The sequence below is a fragment of the Streptomyces sp. NPDC001068 genome (assembly GCF_042897315.1).
Taxonomy (GTDB): domain Bacteria; phylum Actinomycetota; class Actinomycetes; order Streptomycetales; family Streptomycetaceae; genus Streptomyces.
This window is the reverse complement of record NZ_JBIAYD010000014.1, coordinates 59,916-82,030: the sequence shown is the minus strand read 5'-3', so window position 1 is coordinate 82,030 and position 22,115 is coordinate 59,916. Positions and strand designations below refer to the sequence as shown.

The window sequence follows — 22,115 nt, the reverse complement described above, 5'->3', positions numbered from 1 at the left end:
AAGGCGCACGTCATGATCAACCGCGAGTGGCACCTGCAGAGCCGTCCCGTCGGCTGGCCGAAGCCCGAGGACTTCGCCCTCGTCGAGGCGGAGGTCCCCACGCCGGGTGAGGGGCAGGTGCTCGTGCGGAACAAGTACCTCTCCGTCGACCCGTACATGCGCGGCCGAATGAGTGCCGCCAAGTCGTACGCCGCCCCCTTCGAGCTGGGCAAGGTCATGCAGGGCGGCGCGGTCGGCGAGGTCGTCGAGTCGAACGCCGAGGGCATCGCGGCCGGCGACCACGTCCTGCACTTCTTCGGCTGGCGCGAGTTCGCGGTCATGGACGCGAAGAACGCCGTCAAGGTCGACGCGGCGGCGGCGCCCCTGTCGACGTACCTCGGTGTCCTCGGCATGACCGGCCTGACCGCCTACGCGGGTCTGCTGCGCACCGCCTCCTTCAAGGAGGGCGACTCCGTCTTCGTCTCCGGCGCGGCCGGCGCGGTCGGCAGCCAGGTCGGCCAGATCGCGAAGCTCAAGGGCGCCTCCCGGGTGATCGGCTCGGCCGGGTCGGACGAGAAGGTCAAGCTCCTGGTCGAGGAGTACGGCTTCGACGCGGCCTTCAACTACAAGAACGGCCCGGTGGCCGAGCAGCTGCGGGCCGCCGCCCCGGACGGCGTCGACGTCTACTTCGACAACGTGGGCGGTGACCACCTGGAGGCCGCGATCGGGCGGCTCAACCGGGACGGCCGGATCGCGGTCTGCGGCATGATCTCCGTCTACAACGACACCGAGCCCGCCCCCGGCCCGCGGAACCTCGCGCGCCTCATCCAGACCCGGGGCCGGATCGAGGGCTTCCTGGTCGGCGACCACTACGACCTGCAGCCGCAGTTCGTCGCCGAGGTCGGGCCCTGGGTGGCCTCCGGGCGGCTGAAGTACCGCGAGACCGTCGTCGAGGGCATCGAGAACAACCTGGAGGCGTTCCTCGGGGTCCTGCGCGGCGACAACACCGGGAAGATGATCGTCAAGCTGTAGGGCTGCCCATGCTTTCCGGTATGCGGTAACTTCTTTCCGAAACCGCCGTAGATCGTGGGCGCGAGTCACGGCGGTCCGAGGAGAGAAGAATCCGCATGCCCATTCAGCAGTCCGACGTCCTCTACACCGCCGTCGCCACCGCCGAGAACGGCCGGGACGGCCGGGTCGCCACGGACGACGGCCGGCTCGACGTCGTCGTGAACCCGCCGAAGGAGATGGGCGGCAGCGGCTCCGGGACCAACCCGGAGCAGCTGTTCGCCGCCGGGTACGCCGCGTGCTTCCAGGGAGCCCTGGGTGTCGTCGCGCGGCAGGCCGGAGCCGACGTGTCCGGTTCGACCGTCACCGCCAGGGTCGGACTCGGGAAGAACGACGAGGGGTTCGGGCTCGTCGTGGAGATCTCCGCGGTGATCCCGGGCGTCGACCGGGCCGTCGCCCGGGACCTGGTGGCGAAGGCGCACGAGGTCTGCCCGTACTCGAGGGCGACCCGCGGGAACATCGGCGTGACGCTGGCCTGATCCCGTCGTTCACGTTGCGTGGAGGCCGCACCCCTGGACGTGGGGTGCGGCCTCTCGTCCGGGCGGGGCGGGGACGGTGCCGGGTGCGAGTCGCCCTCAGTCCGTCTCCAGTGCCGCCCTGTGCACGGCCAGGGCCAGGGCGTCGTTCTCCGGGGCCGCTCCGCCCGGGAACGCGAAACGGCGCCGTGTGTAGCCGTAGGCGACGCCGCTCCTCGGGTCCGCGAACGCCTGGGAACCCGCCGCGCCGCTGTGGCCGATGGTGCCCGCGCCCAGGAACGGATGCCAGGTGTCGGCCGTCGCCTGGAAGCCCAGGCCGTACGACTTGTGGACACGTGCCACCAGGTCGTACCCGACCGAGTGGAACTGGCCGAACTCCGCGACCGTGTCCTCCTTCAGCAGCGCGGCCTTGCCGTCGACCTCGCTCAGCAGCGCCGCGTACATCCCGGCCAGGCCGCGCGCCGAGGCCACCCCGCCGAAGGACGCCGGGCCCCGGGCGCGGACCCGCGGGTCGTTGGGCAGGGCCGTCAGGTCCACGGGCTCGGCCGCGTGCTCGTTGAAGGCGATCCCGGCGAGCGTGCGCGGGCCGGACGGGACGGCGTCGAGCAGCGCCCGCTGCCCGGCCGTCGGCCGCATCGGCAGGGTGGGGCGGAACCGCGGCTCCTGCGCGGCCGGCAGGCCGAGGAAGAGGCCGAGGCCGTACGGCACCCGGACCCGTTCCTCGTACAGGTCCTGGAGGGTACGGCCGGTCGCCCGCCGCACCACCTCCCCGGTCAGGGCCCCGATGACGAGGGCGTGGTAGCCGAAGGCCGTGCCGGGGCGCCAGAACGGCCGCTGGTCGGCGAGGCGTTCGGCCATCGCCCGGTCGTCCGCCAGCTCCTGGGGACCGAACCCGGTGTCGGTGCCGACCAGGCCCGCCCGGTGCGCGATCAGCTCCCGCAGGGTCAGCGCGCCCTTGCCCTCGGCGGCGAACTCCGGCCAGTAGTAGGTGACCTTGCGGTCCAGCTCCAGCGTGCCGTCCTGCACCAGCATCGCCACGACGAGATGGGCGGCGCCCTTGGTGGACGAGAACACGCCGTAGAGGGAGTCCCCGTCGGCCCCCTCGCCCGCCCACAGGTCGACGACCCGCCGGCCGTGCACGTACGCGCACAACTGTCCCTCGTAGTCGCTCGGTTCACCGGCGACGAAGGCGGCGAACTCCTCGCGCACCGCCTCGAAACCCGCCTCGACCGTGCCCCGGACGGTGATCTCCCGCGTCATCCGCTCTCCTCAACCGAGCCGCCGCAGGCGGCTCCCATGGTGAACAACGCCCTGCCCTCGGTTCCCGGGAATCGGTACGGCGGGACGCACCCGTTCGACTCAACGGGGACCGGGAGGTCTTGGCGCGCCGCCGTCCCGGAGGCGCCATGCCCGCACGGAGCCCCGGGACGGCACCGGTAAAGTTTTCGCCATGCGTGATCTCGGGGTGGGCTTCGGATATCTGATCGAGGGCCAGCGGTGGGTCGGCCGGCACGGCAGGCAGTACGGTTTCGGTCTGCTGCCCGGCCTGATCACCCTCGTCCTGTACGCGGCGGCGCTGGTCGCCCTGGCGATATGGGGAGAGGACTCCGTCGCCTGGGCCACCCCGTTCGCCGACGACTGGTCCAGCCCCTGGCTCGGCCTCTTCCGCGGCTTCCTCACCGCCGTGCTCTTCGCCCTCGGCCTGCTGCTCGCGGTCCTCACCTTCACCGCCGTCACCCTGCTGATAGGCCAGCCCTTCTACGAGAACCTCTCCGAGAAGGTCGACGCGGACATCTCACCCGACGGCACCGTGCCCGAGTCCGGGCTGCCGTTCTGGCGCGAGCTGTGGATCTCGGCCCGCGACAGCCTCCGCGTCCTGGTCCGCGCCGGCCTGTGGGGCCTGCTGCTCTTCGCCCTCGGCTTCCTCCCCGTCGTCGGGCAGACCGCCGTACCGGTCGTCGGCTTCTTCGTGACCGGCTTCTTCCTCACCGAGGAACTCGCCGCCGTCGCCCTCCAGCGCCGGGGCGTCGACCTGCGCGCCCGGCTCGCCCTGCTGCGGTCCCGCAAGACCCTGGTGTGGGGCTTCGGCACCCCGCTGGGCCTCGCCTTCCTGGTTCCCTTCGTCGCGGTGTTCCTGATGCCCGGCGCCGTCGCGGGCGCCACCCTCCTCGCCCGCGACCTGCTGGGCGAGGAGACGGCCCGGGAAGACCCCGATCAGGACCGCGACGGGGACCGCGGCCGGGACCGGCGGCTCACCTCCTGAAGCCCGCGTCCGCCGCCACGGTCACGATCGCCCGCACCTGGTCGATGATGTCCACCCGGTTGCGCAGGAACTCCGGGTCGGTCACCTCGGTGGTGTTCCCGGCCCCGAACTGCAGCACCGGCGTGTGCACGTGCCCGCCGGGCAGCCGGTCGTGCAGGCCGAGCCGGTCGCGCAGCAGGGTGGCCCGGTAGGCGATCTCGTTGGACAGGTAGTCCCCGCCGCCCCCGGCCCGCGCCGTCGACCCGGGAGTGGGCCCGTCGGGGCGCACGACGGGCTGCGTGCCCCCCGCGGGGATCTCGGTCACCTCGGTGTGGTCGTACACCGGGAACCGCCCGGTCCGCGCCGCCGTGATCGCCGCGTACGGCAGGGTGGTCGTCGTCCACTGCGGCTGCGAGGCCGGGTCGGCGACCGGGACGGTCTCCGTCCGGCTCACATCGTCGTTGTCGGGGAACCCGCCCCGCCAGGCCCCGTTGGTGCGCTCCACGTCGAACCGGCCGACACGTCCCTGGCTCACGGTCGTGAACAGGTCCACCTCGTCCAGGTACGGCCGCAGCGTCCGCTCCACGGTCCCCCGCGCGAAGTCCTCCCACCGCACCGGGAAGACGGCCGTCTCGATCCGGGCCGGGCCGTGCGAGGTCCGCACGACCGTCCCGTCCAGGGCCAGCGCGCTCGCCCCGGACGGATTGGAGATCCGGATGTCCCGGTCGAGCGTGAACGGGTCGAACCCGGTGACCAGGATCCGCCGCAGCCCCTTGCCGGGATACCGGATGTCGGTCTGGCCGCGCGAGGTCCGCTCCAGCACGTCGAGCAGCGCCGCCCGCCCCCGCGCGCTCAGCCCGAACGCCGGCTCCCAGGTCCGCAGGTCCCGGGTCATCCCGAGCCGCGCCCAGTACAGCGGCCGGTCGTCGTCCCGGCTGAGGTCACCGCGGTCCCGTCCCCGTCCCTGCGCCCGGTCCACGGCCCGCCGCCACAGCGCGGCCCCCTCCTGCCGGACGATCCGCCGGGCCTGCGCGTACGAGCGCGCGCGCTCCAGCGCCCGGGCGAGACCCGGGGCCACGGAGTCGAACCCGGACCGCCGGAGTATCTCCCGCGGCACGGCCAGGTCCAGCCGCTGCTCCTCGACGGTGGGCGACGAGGGCGGGGAGGACGAGAAGGGCGGGAAGGACGGGAAGGACGTGGGGGGCGCGGTGGCCGCCTGTGCGGCGCCCGGGGCGAGCGCCCCGGCCAGCAGGGCGATACCGAGAACACCGATCCGAACGCGCAGCGAGTTCACGAACGTTGGCCTTCCGTCGCAGTGGGGTGCGTGGTGCCGTCCGGGCCGCAGTATCGCGTGCGGTACACGGCGCGGTCCATGCCGGGGGACGCGACCGGGCCGCCTCGTGGCGCGTTCCGGAGGTGTTGAACGGCTCGTGGGTGTTTGTGAAGGCTTCGTACGGGATAGCTGTGGGGTGGGCGATGGCCGGCCGTCGGGCTCCTGGCCGCGGTTAGGGTCTGAGCCGGGACCCGTCCCCCTCGAGCAGCCCCGGTCCGGGACCTGACCCCTGGACCGGGGCTTGCGGCTGTCCGGTCAGTCCCGCACCCCGAAGCCGTACACCGTCTCCGAGCGGTACACCGTGCCCGGGTCGAGGCGGGTGCTCGGGAACTCCGGGCGGTTGGGGGAGTCCGGGTAGTGCTGGGTCTCCAGCGCGACGCCGTCGCCGGGGGCGAACGGGCCGCTCAGGTGCTCGGCCGTGTAGAGCTGGATGCCCGGTTCGGTGGTGGCCACGGTCAGGGTGCGGCCGGAACCCGGGTCGTGCAGCTCGGCGATCTCCTCCGGGGAGGCGGTGACGCCCTTGTCCAGGACCAGGTTGTGGTCGTAGCCGGAGCCCACCTTGCGGGCCGTGCGGAAGTCGAAGCGGGAGCCGGAGACGTCGGCGAGGACCCCGGTCGGGATCAGGCCGTCGTCGACGGGCGTGTACCGGGAGGCCGCGATCCGCAGTTCGTGGCCGCCCGCGTTCCCGGAGCCCGCGAGGTTGAAGTAGCCGTGGTTGGTGAGGTTCACGACGGTCGGGGCGTCGGTGACCGCCTCGTAGGCGACGCGCAGCGCGCCGGACGCGTCCAGCGTGTAGGTCGCCGTGACCTCCAGGCGCCCCGGGAAGCCCTCCTCCCCGTGCGGGCTCACCCGCGTCAGCCGCACCCCGTGCTCGACGGCCTCCGCCTCCCAGACCCGCTTGTCGAAGCCGCAGGTGCCGCCGTGCAGGGAGTTGGGTCCGTTGTTCGGCTCCAGGGCGTAGGTCACGCCGTCCAGCGGGAAGCGGGCCCCCGCGATCCGGTTGGCGTACCGGCCGACCAGGGCGCCGAAGTAGGGGCCCGGATGCTCCAGGTAGCCGTCCAGACCGGTGAACCCCAGCACCACGTCCGCCGTCCGCCCGTCCCGGTCCGGGACCTCCGCCGACTGCACGATGCCGCCGTACGACAGGACCCGCACCCGGGTCCCCGCGCGTTCCAGCGTCCAGCGGTGCACCTCGGTGCCGTCGGAAAGTGTGCCGAAAAGTTCGCTCATGAGGGAAACCCTAAGCCAAGGGTCTAGTCCACCGGATTCACCGCCGTGATGGTCCGGTAGGCGATCCCGGCGAGCTTCGTCTGGCCGTCGGTGCTCGGATGGAACCAGTCCCAGTGACTGAGCTGATCCGTGCCGAAGCGGTACGCGTACACCGCCCCGCCGTCGAAACGGCACCGCCGGTCCTTGGCGCACACCTGGGCCAGCACCTGGTTGTAGTCCTCGACCCGCTGCTGCACCCGGTCCCGGCGCAGGGAGGCCGCACTGGTCAGATCGTCCGCGTCGCCCAGCATCGACGGGCAGATGCCCAGCTTCCAGATCTGCTTGCCCAGCGGACTGCTCCGCCCCTGCGCCCACAGCCGCTTCAGGTTCGGCACGCTCGACACGTACACCTGCGTCCTGGGCAGCGACTTGCGCAGGGTGCCCAGGGCCTCCTCGAACTGGGCGCGGAAGTCCGCCACCGACGTCATCGCCCGAACCGACCTGCGGCAGGCGTCGTTCGCCCCCGCCATCACCGTCACCAGCTGCGGCCGGTGCACGACCGCGTCCGCCATCTGCCCGGACAGGTCCGCCATCCGGGCGCCGGTCACCGCGTAGTTCCAGCTGTGGTCCGCCGCCCCGGCCCGCCCCAGCAGACGTACCGCCAGACTGTCCACCTGGTCGCTGGTGCCGGTCGCCCAGGACACCTCCGGGCAGTCCGAGAGCACCGTGCACGCGTCGAAACCACGGGTGATGGAGTCCCCGACGGCCGCGATCGAGGCCGGGCTGGGGTCCCACACCGGCACGGGCCGGGAGGCTCGCGCCCGGCCGCCGTCACCCCCCGAGGACGAGCCGCCGATCATGTCGCACCCGGCCAGCGCCAGCGCGGCGCTCGCGGCGACGACACCGATCAGGGCACGCGAACGCCGGCGTCGCTGCTTGCGCATACCCCGCTGGTCCTCTCCGTAGCTGGTTCGTCCCCCTTCATAACAACGCACGGGAGTTCCCACGCCCCCGCCCTGCAACGGTCAACCCCGTACAAGCGTCCCCCTGGGTGAATGGCGGGGGTTTCCTGGCTGTGGGACCGACGGTACGTCACACTCCTTGCGCCGCCGCACGGTAGCCTCGCCATCAACGCGGCCGTCGTGCCACTGCCGCCAGCCAGCCAGCAAGATGTCCCGCTCTGCCCGGAGGTTCCGGTGACGACACGTGGAGTTCTGTACGTGCACTCCGCGCCGCGCGCGCTGTGCCCGCACGTCGAGTGGGCCGTCGCCGGGGTGCTCGGCACGCGCGTCAACCTCGACTGGATCCGGCAGCCGGCCGCCCCCGGCACCTGGCGCTCCGAGTTCTCCTGGCAGGGCGAGGTCGGCACGGCCTCCAAACTGGCCTCCGCGCTGCGCGGCTGGCACCTGCTGCGCTTCGAGGTCACGGCCGAGCCCTGCGCGAAGGCCGAGGGCGAGCGCTACAGCTGCACCCCCGACCTCGGCATCTTCCACGCGGTCACCGGGATCCACGGCGACATCCTGATCCCGGAGGACCGCCTGAGGGCCGCGATGACCCGCTCACAGCGCGGCGAGACGCAGCTGGAGGCGGAGATCGCCAAGCTCCTCGGCAAGCCGTGGGACGACGAACTGGAGCCGTTCCGCTACGCGGGCGAGGGCGCGCCGGTGCGGTGGCTCCACCAGGTGGTCTGAGCGCCGCCTCGGCCGAGCCGCAGTCGGCCGTCCGCCGTCCGCCGTCCACGGCACCGTCGTGGCTGTTCGCGCAGTTCCTCCCCCAGCCTTCGGCCGGGGGGACCCCCAGCGCCCCTGAAGGGGCACGAGAGCAGCCCGCCTGCTTTTAGGGGCGCGGGGAACTGCGCGACAAGCCCCCACCGGCCGTCGGACGGCGACGAAACGCACTGTGGCCCGAACCCCGTCACCGGAGTTCGGGCCACAGGCCTTGGACCGGCGTTTCTCAGATGGTCCTGAACGCCAGCGCCACGTTGTGGCCGCCGAAGCCGAACGAGTCGTTCAGCACGGCGATCCGGCCCTCGGGCAGCGCCCGCGCCTCACCCCGCACCACGTCCGCGTTGACCTCGGGGTCGAGCTCGTCCAGGTTGATGGTCGGCGGAGCCGTACGGTTGACCAGCGCCAGGATCGACGCGACGGTCTCGATGCCGCCCGCGCCGCCCAGCAGATGGCCCGTCATCGACTTGGTCGCCGAGATGGCCATGTGGTCGACGTCGTCGCCGAACACCTTGCGCAGCGCCTTGATCTCGGCCACGTCACCCTGCGGCGTCGACGTCGCGTGCGCGTTGACGTGCACGATCTCCGCCGGCTTCAGGTCCGTGTTGTCGAGCAGGTTCTGCAGCGCGTGCGCGATGCCGTTGCCCGAGGGCTCCGGCTGCGTGATGTGGTGCGCGTCGGCGGAGATGCCCTGCCCGACCGCCTCCACGTAGATCCGGGCCCCGCGCGCCTTCGCGTGCTCCTCGGACTCCAGGACGATCACGCCCGCGCCCTCACCGAGGACGAAGCCGTCGCGGCCGGAGTCGTAGGGACGCGACGCGCCCTCGGGGTCGTCGTTGTTCTTGGACATCGCCATCATGTTGCCGAACGCGACGATCGGCAGCGGGTGGATCGCCGCCTCCGTGCCGCCGGCCACGACGATGTCAGCCCGGCCGGTGCGGATCATCTCGATGGCGTACCCGATGGCCTCGGCGCCGGAGGCGCAGGCCGACACGGGGGTGTGCACACCGGCCCGCGCACCCAGCTCGATACCGACGTTGGCGGCCGGCGAGTTGGGCATCAGCATCGGCACGGTGTGCGGGGAGACACGGCGTACGCCCTTCTCCTTGAGCACGTCGTACTGGTCCAGCAGGGTCGTCACACCGCCGATGCCGGAGGCGATGACGGCGCCCACCCGGTCGGGGTCCGCGGACGCGTCCTCACCGGCCTTGGCGGTGAAACCGGCGTCCTTCCAGGCCTCCTGAGCGGCGATCAGCGCGAACTGCGCGGACCGGTCCAGCTTGCGGGCCTGCGGGCGCGGGATGATCTCGCCCGGTTCGACGGCGATCTGCGCCGCGATACGGACGGGCAGTTCGGCCGCCCAGTCCTGCTCCAGGAGGCGTACACCGGACTTGCCGGCGGTCAGGGCCTCCCAGAACGAAGCTGCGTCGCCACCCAGCGGTGTGGTTGCGCCGATACCGGTGACGACCACGGTGCGATTGGTCGGGCTCACGGGAATTCTTTCTCCAACGGAAACGGGATTCGACGGCGCCACCGCCGGGTGGCGGGGCCTCGCAGTCAGGGAACCCGCCGGGTACCCGGGCACGCGGCCCGGGACCCGGCGCGGAACTCAGTCCTGGTGCTTGAGGATGTAGTTGGTCGCGTCCCCGACGGTCTTCAGGTTCTTGACGTCCTCGTCCGGGATCTTGACGTCGAAGCGCTCTTCGGCGGCGACGACGACCTCGACCATGGACAGCGAGTCGACGTCCAGGTCGTCGGTGAAGGACTTGTCCAGCTGGACGTCCTCGACGGGGATCCCGGCGATCTCGTTCACGATCTCGGCGAGACCTTCGACGATCTCTTCCTGAGTGGCGGCCATGTCAGGCGCTCCTTCTTAGTGTTCCAGACGGTTGCTGCGGTGTTGCTGGCGGCGTTTCCGGTACCGGATGCATGATCCGGCACGGAGTGCCTAGGGGAGGGTAACGACAGTGGCGGCGTAGACGAGACCCGCCCCGAACCCGATGACGAGCGCGGTGTCGCCGCTCTTCGCCTCGCCGGTCGCCAGGAGCCGCTCCATCGCGAGCGGGATCGAGGCGGCCGAGGTGTTGCCGGTGGTGCGGATGTCACGGGCGACCGTGACGTGCTCCGGCAGCTTGAGAGTCTTCACCATCGAGTCGATGATCCGCACGTTGGCCTGGTGCGGGATGAAGACGTCCAGGTCGTCCGCGCTGATCCCGGCCGCGTCCAGCGCCTGCTGGGCGACCTTCGCCATCTCGAACACGGCCCAGCGGAACACCGCCTGGCCCTCCTGCGTGATCGCCGGGAACTTGATGTTGCCCTGGCTGTCGAGGGGGAGGTTGGTGACGTCGCCGACGTGGAACCGGTCCCAGGGCACGGTCTGCTTGATGGTCTCCGACTTGTCGCCCTCGGAGCCCCAGACCGTCGGGCCGATCGCCGGCTCCTGCGAGGGGCCGACCACGACCGCGCCCGCGCCGTCGCCGAACAGGAAGGCCGTGGCCCGGTCCTCCAGGTCGGTCAGGTCGCTGAGCCGCTCCACGCCGATGACGAGCACGTACTCGGCGGACCCCTCGACCACCATGCCCTTGGCGAGGGTGAGGCCGTAGCCGAAGCCCGCGCAGCCGGCGGAGATGTCGAACGCGGCCGCCTTCTGCGTGCCCAGCCTGTCGGCGATCTCGGTCGCGACGGCCGGGGTCTGGCTGAAGTGCGAGACGGTCGAGACGACGACGGCGCCGATCTGCTCGGCGGAGATGCCCGCGTCCGCGATCGCCTTGCCGGACGCCTCGATGGACATCGCGGCGACCGTCTCCTCCGGGCCCGCCCAGTGCCGGGTCTCGATGCCGGAGCGCGACCGGATCCACTCGTCGGACGAGTCGATCGTCTCCAGGATCACCTCGTTGGGCACCACACGGGTCGGGCGGTAGCCGCCGACGCCGAGGATGCGCGCGTACGGGGCACCCTTGCTGGGCTTGATCTTCGACATCGCAGTGGGCTCCTAATTCAGCTGTGCTCGGCGATGAGCTCGCGGGCCGCGTCGAGGTCGTCGGGGGTCTTGAGCGCCAGGGTCTTCACGCCGGGCAGCGCGCGCTTGGCCAGGCCGGTCAGGGTGCCGCCGGGGCACACCTCCAGGAGGGCGGTCACGCCGAGCTCCTTGAAGGTCTCCATGCACAGGTCCCAGCGGACCGGGTTGGCGACCTGTCCGACCAGCCGCTCCACGATCTTGTCGCCGGAGGCGACGGCCCGGCCGTCCCGGTTGGAGACGTAGGTGAGCTTCGGGTCGGCGGGCTCCAGCTCCGCGGCGGCCTCGGCCAGCTTGTCCACCGCGGGCGCCATGTGGTGCGTGTGGAAGGCGCCGGCGACCTTCAGGGCGACGACCTTGCGGACGCCCTCGGGCTTGTCCTCGGCGAGCGCGGCGAGCTGCTCCAGGGTGCCGGCGGCCACGATCTGGCCGGCGCCGTTGATGTTCGCCGGGGTCAGGCCCAGCTTCTCCAGGTGCGCGACCGAGACCTCCGGGTCGCCGCCGAGCAGCGCCGACATGCCGGTCTCGGTGATCGCGGCGGCCTCGGCCATCGCCAGACCGCGCTTGCGGACCAGGCTCAGCGCCTCGGTGTCGGTCAGGACGCCCGCGAAGGCGGCGGCGGTGATCTCACCGACGCTGTGTCCCGCGACCGCGCCCGGCGCGATGTCCGCGATGGCACCGAGTGCCGTGCCGGACAGGAGTCCGGCGGCGACGAGCAGCGGCTGCGCGATCGCGGTGTCCCGGATCTCGTCCGCGTCGGCGTTCGTGCCGTAGTGCACCAGATCGAGCCCGATGACGTCGGACCATTCACGCAAACGGTCCTGGGCACCGGGGAGTTCGAGCCAGGGGGTCAGGAAGCCGGGCGTCTGGGCGCCCTGGCCGGGAGCGACGAGTACGAGCACTCTCACACTCTCTCTTGGGGAGCCCCACGGCCGCCCGTGGGGACAGGGACGAAGAACACGAGGGGGTTTTGTGGACCCCCGACAAAATCCTATGGCTGGGGATCTCCATCGACCAGACGCCCCAGGATCAGTGCGATCCGCAGCGTGAAGGCGGATCGTACATCGGAGGGCGACCATCCGGTGACGTCAGTCACACGTCGGAGCCGGTAGCGCACGGTGTTCGGGTGAACGAAGAGCATCCGCGCCGCGCCCTCCAGGCTGCTCGCCTGTTCCAGATAGACGCTCAGCGTTTCCAGCAGCGCCGAGCCCGCTTCCTCGAGCGGTCTGTAGATCTCCTCCACCAGCTGTTCGCGCGCACCCGGATCGCCCGCCATGGCGCGCTCCGGAAGCAGGTCGTCCGCCAGCACCGGCCGCGGCGCGTCCTGCCAGGCGGAACAGGCCTTGAGCCCGGCGGCGGCGGCCTGCGCGGACCGGGTGGCGGCCAGCAGATCGGGTACGACGGGTCCCGCGACCACCGGCCCGGCGGCATAGGGTCCGATCAGCGACTTGGCGACGGCCAGCGGGTTGTCGTTGCCGCCCGCGATCACCACGAGCCGGTCCCCGAGCACCCCGGTGAGCACCTGCAGCTTGGCGTGCCGGGCGGCCCGCCGGATCGCCTCGACGGTCAGCTCGCTGTCCCCGTCGGGCGCGGTGCCGAGGACGACGCACACGTGCTCGGGGGAGTTCCAGCCCAGCGCGGCGGCCCTGCTCACCGCACCCTCGTCGGCCTCCCCGCTCAGCACCGCGTTGACCACCAGCGACTCCAGCCGGGCGTCCCAGGCACCCCGTGCCTCGGCGGCCTGCGCGTACACCTGGGCGGTGGCGAAGGCGATCTCCCGGGCGTACACCAGCAGCGCCTCCCGCAGCACACGCTCGTCGCCCGGGGCCGCCACCTCGTCGATGGCGCTCTCCATGACCTCGATGGTCGTGCGCACCATCTCGACGGTCTGCCGCAGCGTGATCGCCCGGGTCAGCTCGCGCGGGGCGGTCCCGAAGACGTCGGTGGAGATGGCCTGGGGCGCGTCGGGGTGCCGGAACCACTCGGTGAAGGCCGCGATGCCCGCCTGGGCGACCAGCCCGATCCAGGAGCGGTTCTCCGGCGGCATGGCCCGGTACCACGACAGGGTCTCGTCCATCCGCGCGATGGCCTGGGCGGCGAGGCTGCCGGAGGACTGCTCCAGCCGCTTCAGGGTCGCGGAGTGCTGGTGGACTGCACGCGCCGAAGGGTCGGACTTGCGGGTTACGGGTTCGGGCACGGGGACAAGAGTGCCTTATCCGGACGGGAGCGTGCGCCGCCGGGTGCCGACCGCGGTCTACGGTGGTCGCGTGATGGACCTACGGCGCGCGGCCGAGCGCTACCCCGGGGGAGACCCCGCGACCGGAATCGAGTCCCGCCACGCCTTCTCCTTCGGGCCGCACTACGACCCCGGCAACCTCCGCTTCGGCGCGATCATCGCGTGCAACGAGGAGCGCCTGGCACCGGGCGCCGGCTTCGACGAGCATCCGCACAGCCACACCGAGATCGTGACCTGGGTGGTCGAGGGCGAGCTGACCCACCGGGACTCGGCGGGCAACGAGGCGCTGGTGCGCCGGGGCGACGTGCAGCGGCTGAGCGCGGCGGGCGGAGTCCGCCACGTGGAGCGCAACGACGGGGCCGTGCCGCTGGTGTTCGTGCAGATGTGGCTGGCTCCGGTACGCCCCGGCGGCGAGCCGTCGTACGAGATCGTGCGCGGCATCGCCGACTCCACCCCGTACGCGGTCCCGGAGGCCGCGGCGATGCTGCACGTGCGCCGGCTGGCGGCGGGGGAGCGGACGGCCGTGCCGGACGGGGCGTACGTGTACGTCCATGTCGTGCGGGGGGATGTGCGGCTGGCCGGCGTGGAGTTGGGGCCGGGGGACTCGGCGCGGGTCGCCGACGCGAAGGATCTGGAGGCGTCGGGGATCACGGACGCGGAGTTGCTGCTGTGGGAGATGGCCGGGTAGCACGCTGCCCGCGGGCAGGCGCGCCGCAGGGCGGCACCCGGCAAGCGCCGGTGAGCGTCCCGGTCCCGGGTCCGGCGGGGCTCAGCCGCGCAGCTCCGTCAGGACCGCGTCCGTGAACGGCGGCCACACCTCGGCCGCCCAGGGGCCGAACGCACGGTCCGTCAGGGCGACGCACGCCACCCCCGCCTCGGGATCCACCCACAGGAACGTGCCCGACTGGCCGAAATGGCCGAACGTCCGCGGGGAGGACGAACCCCCCGTCCAGTGCGGGGACTTGGAGTCCCGGATCTCGAAGCCGAGACCCCAGTCGTTCGGGTTCTGGTGGCCGTACCCCGGCAACACGCCCTTGGTACCCGGGTATTGGACGGTCAGCGTGGCCTCCGCGACCGTCCGCGGATCCAGCAGCCTCGGCGCCTGCAGCTCCGCCGCGAAGCGGAGCAGGTCGGAGACCGAGGACGCGCCGTCCTTCGCCGGGGATCCGTCCAGGGACGTCGCCGTCATGCCCAGCGGCTCCAGCACCGCCTGGCGCAGGTACTCGCCGAACGGCATCTCCGTCGCCTTGGCGACATGGTCCCCGAGCACCTCGAACCCGGCGTTGGAGTACAGCCGCCGCTGTCCGGGCGGCGCGGTCACCCGGTGTTCGTCGAAGGCCAGCCCCGAGGTGTGCGCAAGCAGATGCCGGACCGTCGACCCCTCCGGGCCGGCCGGCTCGTCGAGCTCGACCGCCCCCTCCTCGTACGCGACGAGCACCGCGTACGCGGCGAGCGGCTTGGTCACGGAGGCCAGCGGGAAGCGCTGCCCGGCCGGACCGTGGGTGCCGAGCACCGTCCCGTCGGCCCGTACGGCACCCGCCGCGGCGGTGGGCACCGGCCAGTTCTCGATCAGCGCAAGGCTCTGCAAGGACATGCTGACGACCCTAAGGGGATCAGAGCGTCAGGGTCATCGTGGGGTCCGGCTTGTGGACGAAGCCGAGCGCGGCGTAGAGCGGCTCGGCCTCGGCGGACGCGGTCAGCATGACCTGTCCGGCGCCCCGCTCGCGGAACCAGGCCAGCAGCTCCGCCATGCACGCGCGCGCGTACCCGCGGCGGCGCGCGTCCGGGTCGGTGGCCACGCTGAAGACGTACCCGGAGCGGCCGAGCGGACTGGACGCCTTGCCGATCCGGTAGTCGAGGGTCCCGGCGACCAGCGCGGCCAGCGCGTCGGGCCGGTCCGGGTGGTCGACGACGAACGCGGCGAAGTCCCCGTCCGGCTCGCCCAGCCGCTCCCGCAGCCCCGGCAGCGCGTGTGCGTGCCAGTGCGTGGCGCGATCCCCGCGGGGCAGCGCGTCGATCATGATCTGGCGCAGACGCAGCACTTCCGGTGCGTCCTCGGGCCGTGCACGGCGTACGAGACTCATACCCGCGCACGGTAGTCACCGGTCGTCCTCGGCGTCGCGCGCATTTCTCACCGTCTTGACGGGTTCCGCTTGCTTGGAGCGCACTCGAAGGTCATAGCGTTGGGTCATGACGGTGATGCAGACCTCGACCGCGGCCCTTGCTCAGCAGTCCGACCGCGCACCCGCCGACATCTGTTCCGCCCCGCCCCGCCGCCATCCGCGCCCCGAGGGCCAGGACCGCTACACGATCAGCGAGGTCGTCGCCTTCACCGGACTGACCGCCCACACCCTGCGCTGGTACGAGCGGATCGGGCTGATGTCGCACATCGACCGCTCCCACACCGGCCAGCGCCGGTACAGCAACACCGACCTGGACTGGCTGGACTTCGTGACCAAGCTCCGGCTGACCGGGATGCCGGTGGCGGACATGGTCCGCTACGCGGAGCTGGTGCGGGAGGGCGACGGCACCTACCCGGAGCGCCGGGAGCTGCTGGAGCAGACGCGCCGGGACGTCGTGACCCGCATCGCCGAGCTGCACGACACGCTGTCGGTGCTGGACCGGAAGATCAGCTTCTACGAGACGGGCGGCAGCTGAAACCCGTGGAGTCAGGGCGCGGGGCGGGCACCCGCGCCCGTCGGCGCACCCTCACAGCTCGGCCAGCAGTTCCGCCTTCTTCGCGGTGAACTCCTCGTCGGTGACCAGTCCGGCCTCGTGCAGTTCGCCCAGATGGCGAATCCGCTCCGCGATGTCGGCGGGATCCCGCCTACCCGCCGAGGCGGGCAGCGCCGCGCCGCCCTTCGCCCGTACCGCCTCCAGGACCGCGGCGGCGAACGGCAGCGACTCGTGGACCGGCCCGTACCCGAGTCCGAAGACCACGGTCGCGGGGTCCTGGTCGGCCGCCACCGCCGGCGTCGCCCCCGGGACGTCCGTGCGGCGCAGCAGCCGCAGATGCCCCTCGAAGACCTCCGGGGACCGCCATTCCACGCCGCCGAGGTCGGCCACCGCGAAGCGCTGGTCGCCGGCCTTCCACTTGGCGGTCGAGGCGCCCGTCCACGACCAGCGGAAGTGCACGGCCCCGCCGTCGAAGCTGGCCTTGCCGTCGTAGGCCTTGAACTGCCGGGGCGCCTCGGGCGCGGCCACCAGGAACCGCTCGGCCGGTTCGGACGCGGACCCGGTGAGCAGCGGGCGCAGTTCGTCGGCGTAGTACTCCGCGAGGGTCTCCCGCTCGGCGGGGAGGACGAGCCGGTAGGGGTCGCTGCCGTCCTTCAGCTGCCCGGCGGCCGCCTCCATCAGCGGATCGGCGCCCGGGCGCGGCTCGGCCCGCAGGACCACGGTGCCCCGTTTGCCGGGAGCCAGTGACACCCCCGCGAGCGCCGCGAACGGCACCCGGCGTTCACCCAGCGTGTGGAAGAGCTTGGGCGTCCGGATCCCCCGTTCGTAGCGGATGAGCACGGAGTCGGACTCGAACTCCCAGGCGGCATGAAATCCGGCCAGTACGTCACCCATGCGGCTCATCGTATGCGGCACGTGCTTCTCAGTCCCATCCCCGCGCATACCGCACTTCCTGCTGTCTCTACGCGCGTCCGGCCGTCGTCGTCCCGGACAAACCCGTCCGGCACCCGTCATCGTCATGGGCACAGGTCACCGCGCCATACGCGCCAACCCCGATGTCGGCGAGGTTGCGCAGGCTGTCCGTGCCCGGCTCGAAGTACCCGGCGTGGCCCTGCGCGTCGTGTGCCGACAGCACCCGGGCCCCGAAGGCGGAGGAGACGGGGTCGGCACCGTGGCCGAGTCCGCCGAGCTCCAGGTAGGGGACGTCCTGGATCCAGTCGGTGGCGTCCCGCATCGACCACACCCGGGCCGGGGTGCCCAGGTGCGCCGCGTTCTCGGCCCGCATCCCGGGGCTGGCGGCCACCGCTATGTCGGACACCCGGTCCGGCATGGAGTGCGCGGCCACCCCGCAGACCACCGAGCCGTAGCTGTGGCAGAACATCGACACCGGCGCCTTGCCCGGCAGCGCGCGCAGCAGCGCGTTGAGCCGGACGGCGCCCTGTTCCGCGGCCGTACCGGTCGCCGCGCCCACGCCGAGCCCGTCGGGGGCGGTGTAGTCGGCCCAGGCGATCACCGCCGTACGGGTCGTGGGGCTCGCCGCGCGTTCCGCCGCGAACAGCGCCTTGGCCATGCCGACCGGCGCGGTGTACTGGCGGTTGGTCCGCTGGAAGGTGAGCAGGTCGGTGTCGACGCCGGGGACGACGACGGAGATCCGTTCGGCCCCGGTGAGGCGGCCGAACACCTCGGCGACCCGGCCGCTGCCGTCCGGGTCGAAGGCGAGGATCTGCCGGCCCTCGGCCATCAGCGCCTCGTAGCGGTGCATGCGGCGGCCGGCGTCCTGCTGGCCGGCCGTGCTGAGCCGCGGGTCGTGCATGCGTTTCTTCTCGACGGCGCGCTGCTGGTCGAGGGCGACGCGGTTGGCCCGGTAGCGCAGGGCGACGGGCGCGCCGTTCATGTTGCCCACCGCGAGCGGGTAGCGGTGCGCGAGGCGGTCGCGGTCCCGCACGGTGAGCGTGGCGAAGAAGCGGGTGAGCAGCGCGGGGGACGCCTTCGGGTCCGGCAGGCGGAGGCCGTGCACGCTGCCGCGCTCCCACTTGCTCAGGGAGGACTGCAGGGCCGTGGTCTGGTGGTGCGCGCGCATGGCCGTCCAGCCGGTGGTCGCGAGCATCACGAACACCACGGCCAGAGCGAGCAGCGCGCGCCAGACGTTCAGTGGCGGGGAGGTGTCGAAGGAAGTCACTGGGAGGACACACTAGGAGAACGAAGGGGTCTCACGGTAACCGAGTGACAGTAATCACGTTTCGACAAACGTGTGGCCGATCACGACCCCGGCGGACCCTCTCAGCCCACGGGACTCTCGCGCCAGTTCCCGGCGAGCGCCGGCCCCACCTGATCGAGGTACGACGCGGTGAGTTCGCGGATCGCCGGGACGCCGAAGTCGTCTCCGAACGACCAGTTCCGCTCGGTCACCCGTATGACCGCGCCGAACACGGCGACCACGAGCCGGGGCCGGGGGTCGGTCTCCGGGTCGACGCCCTCCCGCTCGGCGATGATCCGCGCGATCTCCTCCTCCGTCTCCGACTGGCGTCGCAGATGGGCGGCGAACAGCGCCGGGGTCGCCTCGATCATCTTGTACGTGCGCATCAGCAGTTCCACCGGGACGTACCGCTCGACGGCCTCCTCGATGCTGTCCCAGCCGTCCATGACCGACCGGCGCAGCGCCTCCAGCGGGGTCTCCCCGGCCGGGCGCCGGCGCACCGCCTCGACGTAGTGCGCCTCGGTGAGGCGCGGCACGAAGAAGGCCACGTCCTCCTTGCTGGCGAAGTAGCGGAAGAAGGTGCGCTGCGAGACGTCGACGGCCCCGGCGATCTCGTCGACGGTGGTGTGCTCGTAGCCCCGGGTCACGAACAGCTCCAGTGCGGTGCGCAGCAGCGCGTCCCGGGTGCGCTGTTTCTTGCGTTCGCGCAGCGTTTCCATATGTGACAGTTACTGACTAGTGATTTCGTTTGTCAACTGTCAGCAGCTGTCACTAGCCTCGACGGTATGACTAGTCAGACCACGATCGACGCGGCGGGGTCGGGGGACGCACCAACCACAGCCCTGCCGGAACAGCCGCCGGCCGCCGGCCTGCGCGGCCACCCCTGGTTCACCCTGATCACCGTCGCGGTCGGGGTCATGATGGTCGCCCTCGACGGCACCATCGTGGCCATCGCCAACCCGGCGATCCAGAAGGACCTCGGCGCGACCTTCGCCCAGGTGCAGTGGATCACCAACGGCTACTTCCTCGCCCTCGCGGTCTCCCTGATCACCGCGGGCAAGCTCGGTGACCGCTTCGGCCACCGGCAGACCTTCCTGATCGGCGTCGTCGGCTTCGCCGCCGCCTCGGGTGCCATCGGCCTGTCCGACAGCATCGGCCTGGTCGTCACCTTCCGGGTCTTCCAGGGCCTGTTCGGCGCGCTGCTGATGCCGGCCGCGCTCGGCCTGCTGCGGGCCACCTTCCCGGCCGAGAAGCTCAACATGGCGATCGGCATCTGGGGCATGGTCATCGGCGCCTCCACCGCGGGCGGCCCGATCCTCGGCGGTGTGCTGGTGCAGCACGTCAGCTGGCAGTCGGTGTTCTTCATCAACGTGCCGGTCGGCCTGCTCGCCCTCGTCCTCGGCGTGGTCATGCTGCTGGACCACCGCGCCGAGAACGCCCCGCGCTCCTTCGACCTGCTCGGCATCGGCCTGCTCTCCGGCGCGATGTTCTGCCTGGTCTGGGCGCTCATCAAGGCGCCGAGCTGGGGCTGGGGCGACGGCAAGACCTGGACCTTCGTCGCCGTGTCCGTGCTGGGCTTCGGCCTCTTCTCCTTCTGGGAGACGAAGGTCAGGGAGCCGCTCATCCCGCTCGGCCTGTTCCGCTCCGTCCCGCTCTCCGCGGGCGTCGTGCTCATGGTCCTGATGGCCATCGCCTTCATGGGCGGCCTGTTCTTCGTGACGTTCTACCTCCAGAACGTGCACGGCATGGACCCGGTGGACGCCGGACTCCACCTGCTGCCCCTCACCGGCATGATGATCGTCGGCTCCCCGCTGGCCGGCGCCGCGATCACCAAGCTCGGCCCGCGGATCCCGCTGGCCGGCGGCATGGCGGCCACCGCGATCGCCATGTACGGCATGTCCACCCTGAAGGCGGACACCGGCAGCGGCGTGATGTCCGTGTGGTTCGCCCTGCTCGGCCTCGGTCTCGCGCCGGTCATGGTCGGTGCCACCGAGGTCATCGTCGGCAACGCGGCGATGGAGCTGTCCGGCGTGGCCGGCGGTCTCCAGCAGGCCGCGATGCAGATCGGCGGCAGCCTCGGTACGGCCGTCCTGGGTGCCGTGATGGCCTCCAAGGTCGACGGCGACCTGCCGGGCAACTGGGCCGACGCGGGGCTGCCGAAGCTGACCGACGCGCAGCTGGCGCAGGCCTCCGAGGCGGTCCAGGTCGGGGTGGCGCCGGTCGCGCCGGGCACCCCCGCGGAGATCGCCGCGAAGATCTCCGGCGTCGCCCACGACACGTTCATCTCCGGCATGAGCCTGGCCTCGCTGGTCGCGGCGGGCGTGGCGGCGGTCGCGATCCTGGTCGCCCTGCTCACCAAGCGCGGCGAGAACGCGGACGCGGGCGCGGGCGTCGGACACGTCTGACGCGGGTTCGGTGCACCGCCGCGGCCGGTACGCGGATTCCTCCCGGCGGAGTTCCCCTATCCGGGTGACTCCGCTCGGGATCCCTCGCGTTCGGCGCACGCCGCAGGTCACAGTGGGTCAAGTCCTCCGCAGGGCATGGAGGGCAGCCGGGCCGCGGCGCGCCGCTGGAGGGGGGTGGCGCGCGGGCAGGTCTGCGCGCGCGGAACAGGGGTACCCGGTCATCGCACTCGAACAGTCCATGAGGGCAGAGGAGTTGACGATGGCGAGCTTCGGGCAACGAACACGCGGGTACCCCCGTTCACGCGGCCGGACAGGCATGCGGGACGGGCTGGACCGCGGCACGCTCGGAATCATCGGCACGATATTCGCCGTGGTCGGCTTCTTCGCCCTCGGGATCCTGCTGGGCCCGGCCGCGCTGGTGTGCGGCTGGCTGTCGATGGGCCGGACATGGAACCCGAGGAGTTCGATACCGGCACTGGTGGCCGTGGTGCTGGGCGCCATCGACACGCTGCTGGCGCTGTTCTGGCTGGCGGGCGTGTCGGTCTAGCCGCGGGCGGCGGGGCCGCTCGCGTCCGGCGCGCCGGGCTCAGCCCGCGGGCCGCGGACAGTCGCGGCCGGCGCGGACGCACCCCGCCGCCGCCGGTGACCGCGCCTCGCCCCCCGGGGCCCGGCAGTCCCGCAGCGCGGCCACTTCCACGCGCAGCGCGCGTACCTCCTCCGTCAGCGAGGCGATCGCCTCCGTCTGGCGGCGTTCCTCCACGTCGTCCTTCTCGAACCGGGCGATGAACCAGGTGGCGATGTTCGCCGTCACCACACCCAGCAGGGCGATCCCGGACAGCATCAGGCCGACCGCGATCATCCGGCCCAGCCCCGTGGTCGGGGCGTGGTCGCCGTACCCCACGGTCGTCATCGTCGTGAACGACCACCACAGGGCGTCACCCAGCGTGCGGATGTTCCCGTTGGGGGAGTCCCGCTCCACCGAGAGCACGGCCAGGGAACCGAACATCAGCAGTCCGACGACCGCGCCCACCACGTACGTCGTGAGCCGGATCTGCGAGGCCATCCGGGCCCGCCGCCCCACCAGGGTCAGCGTCGCGACGAGCCGGAGCAGCCGCAGCGGCTGGAGCAGCGGCAGCACCACCGCGCACAGGTCCATCCAGTGCGTGCGCACGAACTCCCTGCGCCGGGGCGCCAGGGCCAGCCGCACCAGATAGTCGACGGCGAACGAGCCCCAGACCACCCACTCCGCGCCGGTGCACGCGGCGGTGAGGGCGTGCCCCGCGGAACCGTCCACGATCGGCAGCGCGTACGCGACGGCGAAGGCCACCGCGAGCGCCAGCAACGGCCGTTGGGTCAGCTCCTCCCAGCGCGCCTGGGTCGACTCTCGCTCCATGTACGCATCGTAGGCATCATCGACGCCCCGACAGCGCCCCGAAGGGGCGCTGGGGGCACCCCCGGCCGAAGGCTGGGGGAGGAACTGCGCGACCAGCCACGACGCACCCGCAGTTCCCCACCACCCCGCACCCCACCACCCCTCCCGGCCCAAGCCGAGCG

General features: G+C 72.1%; 23 protein-coding genes. 8 read left to right on the top strand and 15 right to left on the bottom strand.

Translation table 11 applies throughout. The features are described from left to right. Positions 1 to 12: 12 nt before the first annotated feature. Both ACFY3I_RS34750 and ACFY3I_RS34745 read left to right on the top strand, forming a co-directional pair. Positions 13 to 1,011, top strand: a complete 999-nt coding sequence (locus tag ACFY3I_RS34750; RefSeq protein WP_390864980.1) for an NADP-dependent oxidoreductase — start codon at positions 13 to 15, stop codon at positions 1,009 to 1,011. Positions 1,012 to 1,106: 95 nt separating this feature from the next. Then, positions 1,107 to 1,526, top strand: coding sequence for an organic hydroperoxide resistance protein (locus tag ACFY3I_RS34745; RefSeq protein ID WP_390864979.1), 420 nt, complete (start codon positions 1,107 to 1,109; stop codon positions 1,524 to 1,526). Positions 1,527 to 1,622: 96 nt separating this feature from the next. On the opposite strand, the gene ACFY3I_RS34740 is transcribed toward ACFY3I_RS34745, so the two are convergent. Then, positions 1,623 to 2,783 (bottom strand): serine hydrolase domain-containing protein, encoded by a 1,161-nt coding sequence (locus tag ACFY3I_RS34740; protein ID WP_390864978.1) that lies wholly within the window; start codon positions 2,781 to 2,783, stop codon positions 1,623 to 1,625. A 190-nt stretch (positions 2,784 to 2,973) separates the two neighbouring features. Between ACFY3I_RS34740 and ACFY3I_RS34735 the strand changes: the two genes are divergently transcribed. Further along, entirely contained in the window at positions 2,974 to 3,786 is an 813-nt protein-coding gene (locus ACFY3I_RS34735; protein ID WP_390864977.1) for an EI24 domain-containing protein, read from the top strand. Here the strand turns inward: ACFY3I_RS34735 and ACFY3I_RS34730 are convergent. The 3 genes from ACFY3I_RS34730 to ACFY3I_RS34720 form a co-directional block, all read right to left on the bottom strand. Next, a complete protein-coding gene (locus tag ACFY3I_RS34730) occupies positions 3,776 to 5,059 on the bottom strand; it encodes a pyroglutamyl peptidase (RefSeq protein WP_390864976.1) in 1,284 nt (427 codons plus the stop codon). The two genes, ACFY3I_RS34735 and ACFY3I_RS34730, sit on opposite strands and share 11 nt — an antisense overlap. A gap of 294 nt (positions 5,060 to 5,353) precedes the next feature. Continuing rightward, on the bottom strand, positions 5,354 to 6,328 hold the full coding sequence (locus ACFY3I_RS34725) for an aldose epimerase family protein (protein WP_390864975.1): 975 nt from the start codon (positions 6,326 to 6,328) through the stop codon (positions 5,354 to 5,356). A gap of 23 nt (positions 6,329 to 6,351) precedes the next feature. Further along, complete coding sequence (locus tag ACFY3I_RS34720) at positions 6,352 to 7,251, bottom strand: SGNH/GDSL hydrolase family protein (protein ID WP_365290115.1); 900 nt, start codon at positions 7,249 to 7,251, stop codon at positions 6,352 to 6,354. A gap of 252 nt (positions 7,252 to 7,503) precedes the next feature. On the opposite strand from ACFY3I_RS34720, the gene ACFY3I_RS34715 reads away from it, so the two are divergent. After that, positions 7,504 to 7,998, top strand: coding sequence for a DUF3145 domain-containing protein (locus ACFY3I_RS34715; protein ID WP_365290117.1), 495 nt, complete (start codon positions 7,504 to 7,506; stop codon positions 7,996 to 7,998). 262 nt (positions 7,999 to 8,260) lie between these two features. Here ACFY3I_RS34715 and fabF read toward each other — a convergent pair whose 3' ends face one another. The 5 genes from fabF to fasR form a co-directional block, all read right to left on the bottom strand. Then, on the bottom strand, positions 8,261 to 9,523 hold the full coding sequence (gene fabF / locus ACFY3I_RS34710) for a beta-ketoacyl-ACP synthase II (RefSeq protein ID WP_390864974.1): 1,263 nt from the start codon (positions 9,521 to 9,523) through the stop codon (positions 8,261 to 8,263). Between the two features lie 117 nt (positions 9,524 to 9,640). Next, positions 9,641 to 9,889 carry an acyl carrier protein gene (locus tag ACFY3I_RS34705; RefSeq protein ID WP_365290120.1) on the bottom strand — a complete coding sequence of 83 codons (249 nt, stop codon included), beginning with the start codon at positions 9,887 to 9,889 and terminating at the stop codon, positions 9,641 to 9,643. Between the two features lie 90 nt (positions 9,890 to 9,979). Next, positions 9,980 to 11,011 carry a ketoacyl-ACP synthase III gene (locus ACFY3I_RS34700; RefSeq protein ID WP_390864973.1) on the bottom strand — a complete coding sequence of 344 codons (1,032 nt, stop codon included), beginning with the start codon at positions 11,009 to 11,011 and terminating at the stop codon, positions 9,980 to 9,982. 17 nt (positions 11,012 to 11,028) lie between these two features. Then, positions 11,029 to 11,949, bottom strand: a complete 921-nt coding sequence (locus tag ACFY3I_RS34695) for an ACP S-malonyltransferase (protein WP_390864972.1) — start codon at positions 11,947 to 11,949, stop codon at positions 11,029 to 11,031. Between the two features lie 89 nt (positions 11,950 to 12,038). After that, positions 12,039 to 13,244 (bottom strand): fatty acid biosynthesis transcriptional regulator FasR, encoded by a 1,206-nt coding sequence (fasR, locus tag ACFY3I_RS34690; protein ID WP_390864971.1) that lies wholly within the window; start codon positions 13,242 to 13,244, stop codon positions 12,039 to 12,041. 73 nt (positions 13,245 to 13,317) lie between these two features. Here fasR and ACFY3I_RS34685 point away from each other — a divergent pair, with 73 nt between their 5' ends. Beyond that, positions 13,318 to 13,971: a pirin family protein gene (locus ACFY3I_RS34685; RefSeq protein ID WP_390865156.1), complete on the top strand. Its 654-nt coding sequence runs from the start codon at positions 13,318 to 13,320 to the stop codon at positions 13,969 to 13,971. Between the two features lie 81 nt (positions 13,972 to 14,052). On the opposite strand, the gene ACFY3I_RS34680 is transcribed toward ACFY3I_RS34685, so the two are convergent. Both ACFY3I_RS34680 and ACFY3I_RS34675 read right to left on the bottom strand, forming a co-directional pair. Beyond that, complete coding sequence (locus tag ACFY3I_RS34680; RefSeq protein WP_390864970.1) at positions 14,053 to 14,877, bottom strand: serine hydrolase domain-containing protein; 825 nt, start codon at positions 14,875 to 14,877, stop codon at positions 14,053 to 14,055. Positions 14,878 to 14,896: 19 nt separating this feature from the next. Further along, positions 14,897 to 15,367: an N-acetyltransferase gene (locus ACFY3I_RS34675; RefSeq protein ID WP_365290128.1), complete on the bottom strand. Its 471-nt coding sequence runs from the start codon at positions 15,365 to 15,367 to the stop codon at positions 14,897 to 14,899. A 106-nt stretch (positions 15,368 to 15,473) separates the two neighbouring features. Here ACFY3I_RS34675 and ACFY3I_RS34670 point away from each other — a divergent pair, with 106 nt between their 5' ends. After that, on the top strand, positions 15,474 to 15,941 hold the full coding sequence (locus tag ACFY3I_RS34670) for a MerR family transcriptional regulator (RefSeq protein WP_390864969.1): 468 nt from the start codon (positions 15,474 to 15,476) through the stop codon (positions 15,939 to 15,941). A gap of 51 nt (positions 15,942 to 15,992) precedes the next feature. On the opposite strand, the gene ACFY3I_RS34665 is transcribed toward ACFY3I_RS34670, so the two are convergent. The 3 genes from ACFY3I_RS34665 to ACFY3I_RS34655 form a co-directional block, all read right to left on the bottom strand. After that, positions 15,993 to 16,862 carry a DUF4429 domain-containing protein gene (locus ACFY3I_RS34665; protein ID WP_390864968.1) on the bottom strand — a complete coding sequence of 290 codons (870 nt, stop codon included), beginning with the start codon at positions 16,860 to 16,862 and terminating at the stop codon, positions 15,993 to 15,995. A gap of 58 nt (positions 16,863 to 16,920) precedes the next feature. After that, entirely contained in the window at positions 16,921 to 18,138 is a 1,218-nt protein-coding gene (locus ACFY3I_RS34660) for an alpha/beta hydrolase (protein ID WP_390864967.1), read from the bottom strand. A 101-nt stretch (positions 18,139 to 18,239) separates the two neighbouring features. Continuing rightward, on the bottom strand, positions 18,240 to 18,875 hold the full coding sequence (locus tag ACFY3I_RS34655) for a TetR/AcrR family transcriptional regulator (RefSeq protein WP_390864966.1): 636 nt from the start codon (positions 18,873 to 18,875) through the stop codon (positions 18,240 to 18,242). 66 nt (positions 18,876 to 18,941) lie between these two features. Here ACFY3I_RS34655 and ACFY3I_RS34650 point away from each other — a divergent pair, with 66 nt between their 5' ends. Continuing rightward, positions 18,942 to 20,561 carry an MFS transporter gene (locus tag ACFY3I_RS34650; RefSeq protein WP_390864965.1) on the top strand — a complete coding sequence of 540 codons (1,620 nt, stop codon included), beginning with the start codon at positions 18,942 to 18,944 and terminating at the stop codon, positions 20,559 to 20,561. 259 nt (positions 20,562 to 20,820) lie between these two features. Further along, positions 20,821 to 21,108 (top strand): small hydrophobic protein, encoded by a 288-nt coding sequence (locus ACFY3I_RS34645; RefSeq protein WP_365290139.1) that lies wholly within the window; start codon positions 20,821 to 20,823, stop codon positions 21,106 to 21,108. A 39-nt stretch (positions 21,109 to 21,147) separates the two neighbouring features. Here the strand turns inward: ACFY3I_RS34645 and ACFY3I_RS34640 are convergent, their stop codons facing one another. Further along, positions 21,148 to 21,954 (bottom strand): potassium channel family protein, encoded by an 807-nt coding sequence (locus tag ACFY3I_RS34640; protein WP_390864964.1) that lies wholly within the window; start codon positions 21,952 to 21,954, stop codon positions 21,148 to 21,150. Positions 21,955 to 22,115: the final 161 nt, after the last annotated feature.